The organism is Rhodobacter sp. P2_H5 (genome assembly GCF_056403335.1).
Genome location: NZ_JBFUFS010000019.1, coordinates 61,030 through 75,487, shown reverse-complemented (window position 1 = coordinate 75,487; position 14,458 = coordinate 61,030). Strand labels below are relative to the sequence as shown.

Genomic DNA, 14,458 nt, shown 5'->3' with positions numbered 1-14,458 from the left:
GACATGCGCAGGCGCAGAAGGCTCAGAAAACGGTTCACCGTGTTGCGGTTGAGGCCGCTGACCTGCGCGATCTGACTGGCCGTGAGATCGGCCGCGACGAGCCTGATGAAGGCCCGAAATTGGGCTTCAGAAAGTTTCGAACTTTTTGCGTAGCGATTCATAAGCCTTTTCATAGCATTGCGCCAGTTTTCTGGCTCTATGCTAGTCAAGACCCTCTGCGAAAATTCAAGAAAACGGCTCTTCTGCGAAGAGCCGCGATCTTTCGCAGAAAGATCGTAAACCTGATTTTTCGCAGAAAAATCGTACCTCAATCGACCTTCGCCGCTTCAAGTTCCGCGGCCTTCTTCTCGACCAGTTCGACGATGTGATCGACCATCTTGTCGTTGCCCATCGTATGGGCCTGCTTGCCGGCCAGGTAGACCATGCCCTTGCCGGCCCCGCCGCCGGTAAATCCGATGTCGGTCATCAGCGCCTCGCCCGGGCCGTTCACCACGCAGCCGATGATCGACAGGCTCATCGAGGTGGTGATATGCGCCAGCCGGTCCTCCAGCGCCGAGACCGTCTTGATCACGTCAAACCCCTGCCGCGCGCAGGAGGGGCAGGAAATGATCGTCACCCCGCGGTGCCGTAACCCGAGGCTTTTCAGTATCTCGAACCCGACCTTGACCTCTTCGACCGGATCGGCGGAGAGGCTGACCCGGATCGTGTCGCCGATCCCCGCCCACAGCAGGTTGCCAAGACCGATCGCGGATTTCACTGTGCCGGACACCAGCCCGCCCGCCTCGGTGATGCCAAGGTGGATCGGGGCGTCGGTCACCGAGGCGAGCTGCTGGTAAGCGGCGGCGGCCATGAAGACATCCGAGGCTTTGACCGAGATCTTGAATTCGTGAAAATCGTTGTCCTGCAACAACTTGATATGGTCCATGCCGGATTCCACCATTGCATCCGGGCAAGGCTCGCCATATTTTTCCAACAGGTGCCGCTCCAGCGAACCGGCGTTCACCCCGATCCGGATCGAGCAGCCGTGGTCCTTGGCGGCCTTGACCACCTCGGCCACGCGGCGCGCATCGCCGATGTTGCCGGGGTTGATGCGCAGGCAGGCGGCGCCGGCCTCGGCTGCCTCGATCGCGCGTTTGTAGTGGAAATGGATGTCGGCCACGATCGGCACCGGGCTTTCGGCGCAGATCTCCTTCAGCGCGCGGGTGCTGTCCTCGTCGGGGGTGGAGATCCGCACGATATCGGCCCCGGCCACGGCGCAACGTTGGACCTGTTCCAGCGTCGCCTTGACGTCCGAGGTGATCGTGTTGGTCATGGTCTGCACCGAGATCGGCGCATCGCCCCCCACCAGCACCTTGCCCACCCGGATCTGGCGGCTGACGCGGCGTTCGATGTTGCGCCAGGGGCGGATCGGATTATGGGTCATGACATGTCCTCGGGTTCGCTTGGCCGCAGTGATAGGCCGGGCGCGCGAGGCCTGCAACGGCAGATGCCGGGCCGGTCACGGACTTGCGATCAGGTCGGGTTCAGTTTTGCGGCGCCGGGGCGGTGGTGTCGGCGACCGGGGTCACCTGCGTCGCCTCGGCCACGTTGACGAAATGCGCAAGATCCGCGTCACCCGACAAATCCGCCACCTGGAAGTTCGAGGTCAGACCCGCGGCATCCAGCGCCAGGTTCTTGATCACATTCGAGCCGGGCGAGGCCGGACCATAGGTCTTGCCGTTGACCGAGAAATAGACCGAGCCCGAATTACCAGCCCGCAGCACCGGCGCCTTGGCCAGTTGCGGCACGGTATAGCGCTCACCCGCATCGAGGATCTTCTCGAACAGAACCGTGCCATCCACCGCCGAAACCCGCACCCAGGAGGGGCGGACGGCGAGAATTTCGACCCCGGGGGCCGAGTCCGCCACAACCTGCACCGGCGATTCCGCGGCCACGGCCTGAGCCACGGCTTGATCGACGGTGGCTTGGGCCGGAACATCCGCGGCGACATTCGGGTTGATCGCCGCAATCGGGCCATCACGCGGGGTCATGACCGGCACATTCAGCGCCTCGGGGCGCGAAAGAAGGTCCGCCGTGGCGCCAGAGGCGTCGGCGGTCTGCGCCGGGGCGGAGCGCACGAGGGGTGCCACACCTTTGACATTGCCGAGGGGGTCAATCTCGGCCACCACAGACGGTGCCTCGTTGACCGGAGCCAGCTGGACGCGCTGCACCTCTTGCAAAACCGACCAGCCGCCATAGCCCAAGGCGCCGATCAGCGCGATCAGGACGGCGAAAGAGCCCACGGCGCCGGGTTCGACCCGGGAGAACACGCTTTCGCCCTGGGGCACAAAGCTTGCATGAACGAAGGGATCGCGATTCTCGGGCGCCACGCGGTTGCGGGCGGCCTTGATCATCTGGCCGGAGGCCGCAGCCGACATGCCATGCGCCACTTCGAAATTGGCCTCACGGCAGAAACGGGCGAAAGCCTCGTCCGGCTCCATGCCGAGATAGCGGGCATAGGAGCGGACATGACCCGCCACGAAGCCCGGCGTTTCAAAGGCGGAGACATCGGCGTTTTCGATCGCCGCGATATAGGACGCCTTGATCTTCAGCTCGCGCTGAACGTCCAGAAGCGACTTTCCGAGCGTGGCGCGTTCGCCCCGCATCAGGTCGCCAAGCCGCAACTCGAAGTCGTCAAAGCCCTTTGGCCCTTCCAACTCCGGCGTCGGTGTGCGGAATTTCCGCCCGATCATGCGCCCTGCCCCATCACTGCCCCGTATCATTCCTGAGTCGCATTAAGGTTCGACTCATGGCGGTTCGTATTCCGTAAAGGCTAGCACAGGGCAAGCCCTTTTGCATATGCGAGAGTCCTCAGGCGGAGGCCTGCGCGCGATTCAGCGCACAGTGGCCCCAGAGCCTGTCCATCGCCTGCACCAGATGGTCGATCTGGGCCGCGTCATGCACCGGAGAGGGGGTAAAACGCAGTCTTTCCGTGCCGCGCGGCACGGTGGGGTAGTTGATCGGCTGCACATAGATGCCGTGATCCTCGAGCAGCATGTCGGAGAGCATCTTGCAATGGATAGGGTTGCCAACATGGACGGGCACAATATGCGTGCCGCAGTCGATGATCGGCAGGCCCAGGCCTTTCAGGCGCATCTTGAGAATTTTTGCGTTCAGCTGCTGGCTGTCGCGCAAATATTGGGCAGTTTTCAGGATCCTGACCGATGTCGCGGCACCGGCCGCAACGGCGGGCGGCAGCGAGGTGGTGAAGATGAAACCGGGGGCGTAGGAGCGCACCGCATCGACCATTTTCGCGCTTGCAGCAATGTAGCCGCCGAAGACGCCATAGGCCTTGGCCAGCGTCGCATTTATGATGTCAATGCGATGCATCTGCCCGTCACGCTCGGCCACACCGGCCCCGCGCGGGCCGTACATGCCGACGGCATGGACCTCGTCGATATAGGTCAGGGCGCCGAATTCCTCGGCCAGATCGCAGATCTCCTTGATCGGGCCGAAATCGCCGTCCATCGAGTAGATCGATTCGAAGGCGATCATTTTAGGCGCTTTGGGATCATCGGCCGCCAGAAGGCTGCGCAGATGCGCCATGTCGTTGTGGCGGAAGATCCGCTTTTCGCCGCCGCCGCGCCGGATGCCTTCGATCATCGAATTGTGGTTCAGCGCATCGGAATAGATGATCAGGCCGGGGAAGATCGCCCGCAGGGTCGAGAGCGTCGCATCATTGGCGACATAGGCCGAGGTGAAGACCAGGGCCGCCTCCTTGCCATGCAGATCGGCAAGCTCGGCCTCGAGCCGCTTGTGCCAGACCGTGGTGCCGGAAATGTTGCGCGTCCCGCCCGAGCCCGCGCCCGAAACCTCCAGCGCCTCGTGCATCGCGGCCAGCACTTCGGGATGCTGACCCATGCCGAGGTAATCATTGCCACACCAGACCGTGATATCGCGCGTCGACCCGTCGGGGCGGTGCCACATGGCATGGGGAAAGCGGCCCTGCTGGCGTTCGATGTCGATGAAGGTGCGGTAGCGACCCTCGTCGTGCAAGCGGTTCAGAGCAGCATCCAGCGCGGTATCATAGGTCTTTTCGGCGGTCATTTCAGTCTCCAACTCGCCGCTATCCTGCAGCGAAACCCTTACGGTTCCCTTGATTTGCATCAAAGGAACCGAATTTTGAAGGTGGCATTTTGCCTCGCCGCCGGGGATCGCCGGTTTACGAGGCCGGGCCGACCTCCAGCACGATCACGCAAGCTTTGCCCTTTTTGCCGCGTTTGTCATCACAGGCTTTCTGGGCAGCCGCCGAGGCGGTCGCCGCATCGGCGAAATCGCTGAGCGCCACGGCGGTATCGACCGGGGCGCCGTCTTTCATGAAGCCATCATCGGGGGCCAGCGCCAGGGCCGAGTAATGCGACTTGTCGCCCGGCACGAAAACCGCCAGCGCCTGGGCGTTGGTCGCGACCAGCCGCAGGGTCTTGAGTTCATCCGGTTTCAGGAAAGGATAGACATGCAGCGTGACCTTGGCGCCTTGCAGCTTGCTGACCTCGGTCGGCACCTCGCCAGCCCAGACAGCACTTGCCAGGGTCGCGCCCGCGACGATCGCCCCGATCAGAACCCTTCCGAATAGTTTCACCATCTGACACTCCTTTGCAGCACTTTGCATCCGCAGAACTTTGCCGTGCCTTAGCGTGAAAATCCCGGTCTGGACAGTCCCCTCACGCCTGCTAGGCTCCGCCCCGCCGATCAATTGATGGAGATTGCGATGACCGCCACGCCAAATCTGGCTCCTGTGCTGGACCTTATCGACGCCACCCTGCCCCAGGCGCTGGACCGGTTGATGGATCTCTTGCGAATCCCCTCGATCTCGACCGACCCGGCCTTCAAGTCCGACTGCGCCCGCGCCGCCGACTGGCTGGTGCGCGCTCTGGAGGGGCTGGGGTTCGAGGCCTCGTCCCGGCCCACCCCCGGCCATCCGATGGTGGTGGCGCATGGTGGCGCGAGCGCAGGAACGCCCGACAGCACGCATCTTCTGTTCTACGGCCACTATGATGTGCAGCCGGTCGATCCCCTGTCGCTCTGGACCCGCGATCCCTTTGACCCGGCGATCGAGGAGACGCCCAAGGGCCGCGTGTTGCGCGGTCGCGGTTCTTCGGACGACAAGGGGCAGCTGATGACCTTCATCGAGGCCTGCCGCGCCTGGAAAGCGGTGCATGGCACCCTGCCCGGCAAGCTGACCATCTTTCTGGAGGGCGAGGAGGAATCCGGGTCGCCTTCGCTGATCCCGTTCCTGAAGGAGAATGCCGCAGAGCTGAAGGCCGATGTGGCCCTGATCTGCGACACCGGCCTGTTTGAAAGCCGGGCGCCCGCGATCACCACCATGCTGCGCGGGCTTCTGGGCGAAGAGCTGACCCTGCATGCGGCCAACCGTGACCTCCATTCCGGCATGTATGGCGGGCTGGCGCAGAACCCGATCACCGTGCTGGCGAAAATCCTCGCCGGGCTGCATGACAGCGAGGGCCGGGTCCAGGTGCCGGGCTTTTACGACGGCGTGCCGGAACTGTCGGACGAATTGCGCAGCCAGTGGCAGAACCTGTCCTTCGACCACGCCCGATTCCTTGGCGATGTCGGCCTGTCGGTGCCGGCGGGCGAACAGGACCGGACACCTTTGGAGAAGCTCTGGTCGCGGCCCACGGCCGAGATCAACGGCATCTGGGGCGGTTACACCGGCGACGGGTTCAAGACCGTCCTGCCGGGCGAGGCGCATGCCAAGGTGTCCTTCCGGCTGGTCGGCCAACAGAACCCCGACAAGCTGCGCGAGGCGTTCCGCGCCTGGGCTGAGGCGCAACTGCCTGCCGATTGCCGGATCGAGTGGAAAGGCCACGGCAATTCCCCGGCTTCCGTGATGGAGATCGGCCACCCGGCCTTTGCTGCCGCCCGCAAGGCCCTGACCGAGGAATGGAACATGCCGGCCGCCTTCATCGGCGCGGGCGGGTCGATTCCCGTGGCGGGCTATTTCAAGACCTACCTCGGGATGGATGCGATTCTGATGGGATTCTCCAAGGACGACGACCAGATCCATTCGCCCAACGAGAAATACGACGTGGACAGCTTCCACAAAGGCATCCGCTCCTGGGCGCGGGTTCTGGCGAAGCTTGCCTGAGCCATGGCACAGGAAGGACAGCTGATCCGGGATGCGTTGCCGGGGGATGAAGCGGCGTGGCGCGGGCTTTGGCAGGGGTTTCTCGACTATTACGAAACCGACCTGGACCCCTCCATCACCGCCAGCACCTGGACGCGGCTGATGGATGCGGCGAGCCCGATGAAGATGCGGGTGGCTGTGGTGGAGGGCGAGGTCCTGGGCTTTGCCATCCACCAGCACCATCCCTCGACCTGGGTGATGGGGGATGATTGCTATCTGGAGGATCTGTTCGTCTCGCCGCGCGCGCGGGGTCGCGGGCTCGGGCGGGCGTTGATCACGGATCTGATGGCGCTTGCGCGGGCGCGCGGCTGGCACCGGCTCTATTGGAACACCAACGAGGGCAATGCGACAGCGCGCCGGCTTTACGACAGCATCGTGCCGAGTGACGGGCACATCCGGTATCGGCTGGCGCTTTAGCCTGCGGCTGGCGGAGATCGGAGGGGCCAGCCCCTCCGAACCACCCTGCCGGAGGGGCTTCGCGCCCCTCCGGGCCTCCCCTTGCCACCGGCCCGGTGGACAAGAAAACGGGGGCCCGGTGTCGGGCCCCCGTTTCTTTGGCAGGGAAATGAGATTATTCGGCCTTCATGCCGGTCGCTTCGTGCAGGGCGCCTTTGAGCTCGGAGGTCACGGCAACTTTCTCGCCCGCCTTGAAGCCGGCCAGTTTGAAGCCCGCGGGCAGGTGATAGGTGATGCCGTTGGACAGGGTCACGGTCATCGCCTTGGTGTCGATCTTCTTGATCGTGCCCGAGGTCGTGGCCGCGGCGGCGAAGGCTGCGCCACCAAGCGCCATGCTGGCGATGACAGCGGCGGACAGGACGGGGGCAAAGAATTTCGAACGCATTTCAGATACTCCGCACGAGGGGGAGAGCCCGCTTCGGGGGCGATCTCCCTAAGGTTTTTGCAAGACGCTCCGGGTCGGTCGGGTCGGCAACTTTCGGGGTCGCCCGGCTGGCTCTGGCCTTGTGAGAGCAGGCTTACCCCGGGTCGCGGGGCTTGCGAAGGGGGTCTCACCGCCTGGTGATATTCGGTGAAAACTTGTGCTTCACCAATGCGTTACGTGGATATCTTCAGGTGAAATTCTGATGCCGGAAATGCAAACGGGGACCCCGAAGGGCCCCCGTCTTCAATCTGGTCTATGACGCGGGTTCAGGCCGCTTTCATCGCGGTGGCTTCGTGCAGCTTGCCCTTCATCTCGTAAGAGACCGAGACCTTTTCACCGACCTTGAAGCCCGTCAGATCGAAGCCCTTGGGCAGGTGGTATTTCACGCCGTTCGACAGGACGACGAAGCCGGCCTTGGTGTTGATCTTCTTGATCGTGCCGGAGACGTCCTTGACGGTCATCGGCATCGAGGCCTTGGTGGCGGCCTTGGCCGTGGTCGAGGCGGTGGCGGCCGGAGCGGTGGCCGTGGTCGCGGTCGTTCCCGCAAAGGCGGCGCCGCCGAAGGTCATGCCAGCAATAATGACGAGGGGAAGGAATTTCGAACGCATTTCAGTTTCTCCGCTGGCTGCAGGCCCGCATTGTCGCGGCGCCTTGCCAAATTTCGCACAAGACGCTCCGAACCTGCTGTGTCCACGATCTTTTCTGTCGATCGCCCAGCAGCTTCCGGCCTTGCGAGAAAAGGTCTACTCCGCCGCGTTACGCCGGGTAAGCCGGGCTCACCATCTGGTGAGGCGGCGTGAAATTCCGTGCTTCACCAACACGTTACAGGCAGGTGATCCGGTCCCGGCGGGGGCTGAAATGCAAAACGCCCTCCGGTGAGGGAGGGCGCTTTGCAAAGCAATGTGTGGCGCGGTGGACGGGGCTCGAACCCGCGACCCCCGGCGTGACAGGCCGGTACTCTAACCAACTGAGCTACCACCGCGCAGAGCATACATTCACGTTCGGGGCGGGCGGGGAAGGCTGGCGCGGTGGACGGGGCTCGAACCCGCGACCCCCGGCGTGACAGGCCGGTACTCTAACCAACTGAGCTACCACCGCTAAGCCATCCGGGCCCGCCCGAACGTGTTGGGGGTATTACGGAAGCCCGTGAGCGGCGTCAAGCGGCCTCGCCACGATTTTCGCCAAAAGCCGGGGCAAGTTTTGCGCGTCGGCGCCGGGGGTGATCCTCCGCGGGGCCGCGTGGCGCGAAATCGCGGGCCAGGGGCGGGCTTTCGATCACGAAACCGGCCGGACAAACCGCTTTTTGCGCCCCTCGGCGCGGCCCGGGCCCGGTGTTTCGTAACATTGGGCGGGGCGATTGTAACAATTGCCCCGCCCGACGCGGTCAGAGCAGGGTGAAATCGCCGACATCGATGTCCGCAACATGCCAGTTGTCGACGAGAATCTTCCCCGCCGTGCCGAAATCAAGCTTCACCCCGGTGGCGGTATCCGTCACGACCATATGGCTGTAGAGCGCCTGGGAGATCGCGATGCGGTCGTCACTCGCCAAGTTGTCGTCGTGGAAGTCCTTGATGCGGTCGGTGCCATCACCGGCACGGAAGCGGAAGGTATCGGCCCCGGCGCCACCCCAAAGCTGGTCATTGCCCTTCTCGCCCAGGATGTAATCCGAACCGCCGCCGCCCTTGATCGTATCCGCCCCGGCGCCCGAGAAGATATAGTCGCCCTTGGTGCTGCCCGTGACGCTGTCCGCGCCCGCCATCAGAAGCGATTCCACCGCCGAGCCGCCGGCGGTGTTGAAGGCCGAGTAGATGCTGGTCGCGGTCAGGGACAGGCCCGTGACGGTGATCAAGGGCGCATGGGCGCCATTGAACAGCGTGACGCCGGAGACCGTGCCGGCGGTGACCCCGGAGAAGGAATAAGCAAAGTCGGTGCCGAAGACCGTCAACCCGTCGCCACCGCTGTTGTCGATCAGCGTGAAGGACGTACTGCCGGCGGAGACCGGCGACAGCGCGCTGAAATCAATGAAATCCGTAACCCGTCCGCGAAATCCCAGAGCAGCGCCCCAAGAGATTGAAGCCATGATATTCCCCTCCCAAAAAACGACCGGATGGTCGTTAACAGGCAGAGTTCACAGAGGCCGCAGGCCTGTCAAGCGCGCTGAAGAGGGCATGCGTTGACAGCGTTTCCGCCGTCCGGCGAAGCTGGCAAAGGGCCGAACAGCGCCAGCCCGCCCGCCGCCCCTTGCGTCCTTTGTCAAAGCACGAAGTCCCCGTCCGACATGGTCAGAACCGCATTCAGCTTGATGGCGATATCCGCCGCCCCGTCGCCATTCACATCGCCCAGCAGCAGCCCGGCCGAGTAGCTGAGTTTCCCCAGGCCCAGCGCGCCATTGCCGACAAAGGTAAATTCCTGATCGCCGTCGACCTGCGTATTGGCGTCGATGAGGGAGAGGTCAATTTTCGAGATGACATGTTTGAAGCCATAGATCACGTCGGTGGCGCCCAGAGTGGACTCCGACACTTCGGTGTAGATGAAGTCATCCACGCCGCCGTTCACCCGAAGGGTATCGGCGCCAAGGCCCCCGATGATCTGATTATTGCCGCCCCGACCGGTGATCTCGTTGGCGCCATCGTCGCCCAGCAGGGTGTCATTGCCGGACCCGCCCTCGAGATTCTCGCAGCCGACGATCCTGTCGAGGCCGGCGCCCCCGGTGTCCTGAACGGTTGTCAGCGCAAGGTTCACGGCGACGGCGGCGGTGCTGCCCTTGTAGCTGACCCAGTCACGCCCGACGTCCCCGCTGATGAGGTCATCGTCCAGACCGCCCTCGAGCCGGTCATTCCCCGCGCCCCCGACCAGGGCGTCATTGCCCTCGAAGCCGTACAGCGTGTCGTCGCCGGCCTTTCCGCTGATCCCGTTGCCCGATGCATTGCCCTGGATCAGGTCGTTGGCCTTGCCACCAACGACATCTTCGATATCGATCAGGGTATCCAGCTCCCCCGGGCGCACCTCTTGCGCCGTGCTGACGCGCAGGTCGATCACGAGGGTTTCCGTGGCCGTGGAATAGTCGGCCATGTCGTCGCCGTCGCCGCCATTCATCAGGTCGTCGCCATCGTCGGCCGTCAGCGTATCATTCCCCGCGCCGCCATAAAGCGTGTCGGATGCGCCGTCGTCGGTCGGAACAAGGGCGCCGGGCACCCAGTTGACATAATGGCCGAACAACAGGTCGTTGCCGTCACCGCCCGAAAGGACATCGCCCCCCAGATCCCCGGCCATCGAATCGTTGCCCGCTCCGCCGAACAGGAAATCCTTGGCGCGATCATCCTTGAAGAGCGGGTTCTCGATCATCTCGTGACCGAAGATCAGGTCGTCACCCGCGTTGCCATAAAGAAAGTCACGGCCTAGATTGCCATAGACCTGGTCATTGCCATCCCCGCCCGAGACCTTGTCATTGCCCGCATCGCCGAAGAGCCCGTCGTCGCCTGTGCCACCGTCGATGGTGTCGTTGCCGCCCTGCCCGCTCAGATTGTCGCGACCGTCCTGGCCGAGGAGCGTGTCATTGCCCCGACCGCCCTCGATGCTGTCATCGCCCGCGCCGCCGTCGCAGCTGTCGTCGCCATCTTCCCCGGCAATCACGTCGTTGCCGGCATCGCCAAAGATCACATCCAAGCCCAGACCGCCCCCGATCACATCGTGGCCAAGGCCGCCGAAGATCAGGTCATTGCCATCGCCACCGATCAGACCGTCCGCGCCTGCGCCGCCATAAAGGCTGTCGTCGCCCTCGTCGCCTTCCAGCGCGTCATTGCCGTCACCACCGCTCAGCTTGTCATTGGCCTGGCCGCCATAAAGCGCATCGACACCGCCGCCGCCGAACAGCATGTCGCTGTCATTCCCGCCCAGCAGCAGATCCGCGCCAAGGCCGCCATAAAGGTCATCGGCGCCGTCATCGCCGTAGAGGGAGTCCGCCCCACCCCCTCCGAACAGCGAATCCGGCAAGTCCAGACCGGCGATCACATCTGCGGCGCTGCCCCCGGACAGCCGGTCTGCGGTTGGTCCGTTCTCGTCGCCCGTGATGTTCATGCTCAACTCCACACCAGCCATGCGGGATCCGTACATGAGGGCAAAGGCTACAGGGGCGATGGCAACCGGTCAAAGATGAAATGCGGCGCCGGCCTCACGGCGCCGGGATGAACTCGGCGTTGTCGGTCGGCGGCAGCTGGAAGCGGCCATGCTGCCAGTCGCCCTCGCGCCAGGCCTCCTTGGCGGCCTCGATGCGTTCCTGCGTGGAGGCGACGAAGTTCCACCAGATGTGGCGCGGCCCGTCCATCGGCGCCCCGCCGAGCAGCATGATATGCGCGCCCAGCGCCCCCGCCTTGATGCCGATCCGGTCGCCGGGGCGGAAGATCAGCATCTCGCCGGCCTGATGGGTCACCCCGCCGACCGAAACCTCGCCACGCAGGACATAGATGCCGCGGTCCTCGTGGTTGTCGGGCAAGGGCAGCGTGGCCCCGGCGGCGAGCGTCACATCGGCGTAAAGCGTCTCGGAGGGGGTGGCGACGGCGGCCTTGGCCCCCCAGGCCTCGCCCAGGATCAGGCGGACGAGCTTGCCCTCGCCCTCCAGCACCGGAAGTTCGCTCGCGGGGGCGTGGAGGAACGAGGCCGGATCATCCTCGCGGTCCTTGGGCAGGGCGAGCCAGGTCTGCAACCCGAACAGGCTTTGCGGGGCCTGGCGGCCCGGGCCGTCCATCCGTTCCGAATGGGTGATGCCCTTGCCTGCCGTCATCAGATTGACCGCCCCCGGCGTGATCCAGGCGTCGGTGCCGAGCGAATCGCGGTGGTGCATCTCGCCCTTCAAGAGATAGGTCACGGTGGCGAGGCCGATATGCGGATGCGGGCGGACATCGACGCCCTTGCCGGTCAGAAACTCGGCCGGGCCCATCTGGTCGAAGAAGATGAAGGGGCCGACCATCTGGCGCTGCTTGGAGGGTAAGGCGCGGCGCACCTCGAAGCCGCCCAGGTCATGGACGCGCGGGATGATGACGGTTTCAATCGCATCCACCGCATCGCCAAGCGGCAGAACGTGGTCAAGGGCGGGGTTCCAGCTCATCACAATCTCCTTCGTTGTCCCTTGTCTATATAGTGGCTTGCGGCCGGATGCGCGTCACGGATTTCGCACATAGTCTGTTTGCGGCTGCGGTGTGGGCCACCCCGGAGCGGGCCTGGCGGCCGACGGCTGCCTGTTGCCGCCGCACGGCCAGTTGATTGGCAAGCCGCCGTTGCCCGCCGTAAGAGGGCGCCAAACGGGCGGCGGCCCACAGCGGGAGACGGCGCGATGCGACATTCGGGACTGGCGGTGATCATCGGGCTCGCCCTCCTGCCTGCGGTGCCCGCTGCGGCGGCCACCCTGCCCCGGCTGGAGGAACCGAGCCTGCGCCTGCCCGCCAGCGCCCCGGGGGTGACCCGCGTTGCCCTGACCTTCGACGCCTGCGACGGCAAGGTCGACCGCCGCATCCTCGACCTTCTGGAGCAGAAGGCGATCCCGGCCACGGTCTTCGTCTCGGGCAAGTGGCTGGCGCGCAATGCGGCGGCCTTTGCCGAAATGCGCGCCCGCCCCGACCTGTTCGAGATCGAGGACCACGGCGCCCGCCACATCCCCGCCGTCGACTACCCGACCCGGGTCTATGGGCTGCAGGCCGCAGGCTCGCCCGAGGCGGTGGCGGCTGAAGTGCAGGGTGGTGCTGCGGAGATCACCGCGGCGGGCGGCCCTGAACCGCAATGGTTCCGCGGGGCCACCGCGAAATATGACGCCTCGGCCATGGCAGAGATCCGCGGCCTTGGGCTGCAGGTCGCCGGCTATTCGCTGAACGGCGACAGCGGCGCCACCGCCTCCACCGCCGAGGCGGCGCGGCGGATCGGGCGGGCACGGGACGGCGATGTGATCATCTCGCACATCAACCAGCCCAACCGTCCCGCCGGGGCCGGYGTGGCGGCGGGCATCGTCGCCCTGCAGGCCAGGGGCGTGGTCTTTGTCCGGCTGGAGGATGCGATCCACGCGCCGGGCGCAGCCTCCACCCGCCGCTAGGGGCGGGTTGGCCGCCGCCCGCGCCCAACAAATTCGGTTGACGCAATTCGTACGGATGTACAAAATGGTGTCCAACCGGAGGCGCCGATGGATTTCCTGCATTTCCTGTCCAGCCACATGCTTGACCCCGCGATGGGCGGCACAAGGCTTTACCGCGAGACCGTGGCCCAGGCCGTCCATGCCGAGGCTTGTGGCTATGACGGCGTGGGCATCCCGGAGCATCATCTGGTCAATGTACTCCTGATCCCCTCGCCCCTGCAGATGGCGGTCAAGATCGCGGCCCATACCAACCACCTGCGGCTCGTCACCTCGATCTGCCAGCTTCCCCTGCGCGACATGCGGATCTTTGCGGGCGAGATCGTGCAGGCCCAGGCCCTGTGCGACGGGCGCCTGACCCTCGGCGTCGGCAAGGGCGCTTTCGGCTACGAGACCGGGCAGCTCGGGGTGCCCTTCGACGAGACGCGGCCGCGGTTCGAGGAATCGCTCCAGGTGCTGGAAGCCCTGCTGACCGGCGAGGAGGTCTCGTTCCACGGCGCGCAGTACCGGTTCGACGCGGTGACGATCATGCCGCGCCCCGAGGCGCCGGTGCCCCTGATGCTGGGCGTCATGTCGCCCCCGGGGATCGAGGCTGCGGCAAGGCAGGGCTATCACATCCAGACCACGCCGCTCAGCGCCGCCCATGGCGCGCTGGAGGCGCAGGTCAGCGCCTTTCACCGCGGCAAGGCGGCGGGCGGCCATGCCAACCGGCTGGCCCTGCAACGCGGCATCTACCTTGTGCACTCCGAGGACGAGCGCCGCCGCATCGTCGATCAGGCGCAGCTCTACTATTCCAGCTTCGACAATGTCTTTGGCGGGCCGGGCCTGGTCGACAAGGGCATCATCCGCCCCCTGCCCCGCCCGCAAACCGCCGAGGAGCTGGGCCAGAACATCCTGATCTGCCAGAAGGACGAGATGATCGACCGTCTGGCCGGCTATGCGGGCCTCGGGATTGACGAGATGATCGTCACCTCGAACTTCGGCCAGCCGCAGGCGGCGACCCTCGCCATGATGTCCGCCTTCGCCGCCGAGGTGATGCCGCATTTCCGCAAGCCCTCCCAAACCTGACCCCAGAAGGAGCCCCCCATGCCCGTCATCCGCATCGACATGTTCGAAGGCCGCACCCCGGAACAGAAAAGCGCCTGCGCCGAGGCCGTCACCAAGGCTTTTTGTGACACCTGCGGCGGCACGCCCGCCAGCGTCACGATCATCTTCACCGATGTCGCCAAGCACGACTGGGCCTCGGCGGGCAAACTCGCCTCGGCGCCGAAGACCTGAG

Annotated in this window: 14 protein-coding genes, 2 tRNA genes and 1 pseudogene; 5 read left to right on the top strand and 12 right to left on the bottom strand. The window is 64.9% G+C overall.

The window, feature by feature from the left end:
- The 5 genes and pseudogenes from AC1DVR_RS19785 to AC1DVR_RS19765 all read right to left on the bottom strand — a co-directional run.
- A pseudogene (locus AC1DVR_RS19785) lies at positions 1 to 173 on the bottom strand (IS1595-like element ISTne1 family transposase); the annotation flags it as partial.
- A 134-nt stretch (positions 174 to 307) separates the two neighbouring features.
- Positions 308 to 1,423: a flavodoxin-dependent (E)-4-hydroxy-3-methylbut-2-enyl-diphosphate synthase gene (gene ispG / locus AC1DVR_RS19780; protein WP_478002330.1), complete on the bottom strand. Its 1,116-nt coding sequence runs from the start codon at positions 1,421 to 1,423 to the stop codon at positions 308 to 310.
- 100 nt (positions 1,424 to 1,523) lie between these two features.
- Positions 1,524 to 2,732, bottom strand: coding sequence for a helix-turn-helix domain-containing protein (locus AC1DVR_RS19775; RefSeq protein ID WP_478002329.1), 1,209 nt, complete (start codon positions 2,730 to 2,732; stop codon positions 1,524 to 1,526).
- A gap of 118 nt (positions 2,733 to 2,850) precedes the next feature.
- Positions 2,851 to 4,086, bottom strand: a complete 1,236-nt coding sequence (gene hemA, locus AC1DVR_RS19770; RefSeq protein WP_478002328.1) for a 5-aminolevulinate synthase — start codon at positions 4,084 to 4,086, stop codon at positions 2,851 to 2,853.
- A gap of 115 nt (positions 4,087 to 4,201) precedes the next feature.
- Positions 4,202 to 4,621, bottom strand: coding sequence for a hypothetical protein (locus AC1DVR_RS19765; protein ID WP_478002327.1), 420 nt, complete (start codon positions 4,619 to 4,621; stop codon positions 4,202 to 4,204).
- A gap of 126 nt (positions 4,622 to 4,747) precedes the next feature.
- Between AC1DVR_RS19765 and AC1DVR_RS19760 the strand changes: the two genes are divergently transcribed.
- Together AC1DVR_RS19760 and AC1DVR_RS19755 are read left to right on the top strand one after the other, a co-directional pair.
- Entirely contained in the window at positions 4,748 to 6,145 is a 1,398-nt protein-coding gene (locus AC1DVR_RS19760) for a M20/M25/M40 family metallo-hydrolase (protein ID WP_478002326.1), read from the top strand.
- A 3-nt stretch (positions 6,146 to 6,148) separates the two neighbouring features.
- The gene (locus AC1DVR_RS19755; RefSeq protein WP_478002325.1) at positions 6,149 to 6,601 is read left to right on the top strand and encodes an N-acetyltransferase family protein; all 453 of its coding nucleotides are present in this window, start codon (positions 6,149 to 6,151) and stop codon (positions 6,599 to 6,601) included.
- Between the two features lie 154 nt (positions 6,602 to 6,755).
- Here AC1DVR_RS19755 and AC1DVR_RS19750 read toward each other — a convergent pair whose 3' ends face one another.
- From AC1DVR_RS19750 to AC1DVR_RS19720, 7 genes are all read right to left on the bottom strand, one after another.
- Entirely contained in the window at positions 6,756 to 7,025 is a 270-nt protein-coding gene (locus AC1DVR_RS19750) for a DUF1344 domain-containing protein (protein WP_478002324.1), read from the bottom strand.
- Positions 7,026 to 7,330: 305 nt separating this feature from the next.
- Positions 7,331 to 7,672 (bottom strand): DUF1344 domain-containing protein, encoded by a 342-nt coding sequence (locus AC1DVR_RS19745; RefSeq protein WP_478002323.1) that lies wholly within the window; start codon positions 7,670 to 7,672, stop codon positions 7,331 to 7,333.
- Positions 7,673 to 7,969: 297 nt separating this feature from the next.
- A tRNA-Asp gene (locus AC1DVR_RS19740) sits at positions 7,970 to 8,046 on the bottom strand.
- A 39-nt stretch (positions 8,047 to 8,085) separates the two neighbouring features.
- Positions 8,086 to 8,162: transfer RNA gene (locus tag AC1DVR_RS19735), tRNA-Asp, on the bottom strand.
- 286 nt (positions 8,163 to 8,448) lie between these two features.
- Positions 8,449 to 9,144: a calcium-binding protein gene (locus AC1DVR_RS19730; RefSeq protein ID WP_478002322.1), complete on the bottom strand. Its 696-nt coding sequence runs from the start codon at positions 9,142 to 9,144 to the stop codon at positions 8,449 to 8,451.
- 173 nt (positions 9,145 to 9,317) lie between these two features.
- Entirely contained in the window at positions 9,318 to 11,141 is a 1,824-nt protein-coding gene (locus AC1DVR_RS19725) for a calcium-binding protein (protein ID WP_478002321.1), read from the bottom strand.
- A gap of 94 nt (positions 11,142 to 11,235) precedes the next feature.
- On the bottom strand, positions 11,236 to 12,168 hold the full coding sequence (locus AC1DVR_RS19720) for a pirin family protein (RefSeq protein ID WP_478002320.1): 933 nt from the start codon (positions 12,166 to 12,168) through the stop codon (positions 11,236 to 11,238).
- A gap of 225 nt (positions 12,169 to 12,393) precedes the next feature.
- On the opposite strand from AC1DVR_RS19720, the gene AC1DVR_RS19715 reads away from it, so the two are divergent.
- From AC1DVR_RS19715 to AC1DVR_RS19705, 3 genes are all read left to right on the top strand, one after another.
- Complete coding sequence (locus tag AC1DVR_RS19715) at positions 12,394 to 13,143, top strand: polysaccharide deacetylase family protein (protein WP_478002319.1); 750 nt, start codon at positions 12,394 to 12,396, stop codon at positions 13,141 to 13,143.
- An 87-nt stretch (positions 13,144 to 13,230) separates the two neighbouring features.
- Complete coding sequence (locus tag AC1DVR_RS19710) at positions 13,231 to 14,247, top strand: LLM class flavin-dependent oxidoreductase (RefSeq protein WP_478002318.1); 1,017 nt, start codon at positions 13,231 to 13,233, stop codon at positions 14,245 to 14,247.
- 18 nt (positions 14,248 to 14,265) lie between these two features.
- Entirely contained in the window at positions 14,266 to 14,457 is a 192-nt protein-coding gene (locus tag AC1DVR_RS19705) for a 4-oxalocrotonate tautomerase (protein WP_478002317.1), read from the top strand.
- Position 14,458 lies beyond the last annotated feature (1 nt).

What these genes read in the sequence shown, in the direction of transcription:
- ispG (WP_478002330.1), bottom strand. Translation starts at nt 1,423, where the DNA reads ATGACCCATAATCCGATCCGCCCCTGGCGCAACATCGAACGCCGCGTC.
- AC1DVR_RS19775 (WP_478002329.1), bottom strand. Translation starts at nt 2,732, where the DNA reads ATGATCGGGCGGAAATTCCGCACACCGACGCCGGAGTTGGAAGGGCCA.
- hemA (WP_478002328.1), bottom strand. Translation starts at nt 4,086, where the DNA reads ATGACCGCCGAAAAGACCTATGATACCGCGCTGGATGCTGCTCTGAAC.
- AC1DVR_RS19765 (WP_478002327.1), bottom strand. Translation starts at nt 4,621, where the DNA reads ATGGTGAAACTATTCGGAAGGGTTCTGATCGGGGCGATCGTCGCGGGC.
- AC1DVR_RS19760 (WP_478002326.1), top strand. Translation starts at nt 4,748, where the DNA reads ATGACCGCCACGCCAAATCTGGCTCCTGTGCTGGACCTTATCGACGCC.
- AC1DVR_RS19755 (WP_478002325.1), top strand. Translation starts at nt 6,149, where the DNA reads ATGGCACAGGAAGGACAGCTGATCCGGGATGCGTTGCCGGGGGATGAA.
- AC1DVR_RS19750 (WP_478002324.1), bottom strand. Translation starts at nt 7,025, where the DNA reads ATGCGTTCGAAATTCTTTGCCCCCGTCCTGTCCGCCGCTGTCATCGCC.
- AC1DVR_RS19745 (WP_478002323.1), bottom strand. Translation starts at nt 7,672, where the DNA reads ATGCGTTCGAAATTCCTTCCCCTCGTCATTATTGCTGGCATGACCTTC.
- AC1DVR_RS19730 (WP_478002322.1), bottom strand. Translation starts at nt 9,144, where the DNA reads ATGGCTTCAATCTCTTGGGGCGCTGCTCTGGGATTTCGCGGACGGGTT.
- AC1DVR_RS19725 (WP_478002321.1), bottom strand. Translation starts at nt 11,141, where the DNA reads ATGAACATCACGGGCGACGAGAACGGACCAACCGCAGACCGGCTGTCC.
- AC1DVR_RS19720 (WP_478002320.1), bottom strand. Translation starts at nt 12,168, where the DNA reads ATGAGCTGGAACCCCGCCCTTGACCACGTTCTGCCGCTTGGCGATGCG.
- AC1DVR_RS19710 (WP_478002318.1), top strand. Translation starts at nt 13,231, where the DNA reads ATGGATTTCCTGCATTTCCTGTCCAGCCACATGCTTGACCCCGCGATG.
- AC1DVR_RS19705 (WP_478002317.1), top strand. Translation starts at nt 14,266, where the DNA reads ATGCCCGTCATCCGCATCGACATGTTCGAAGGCCGCACCCCGGAACAG.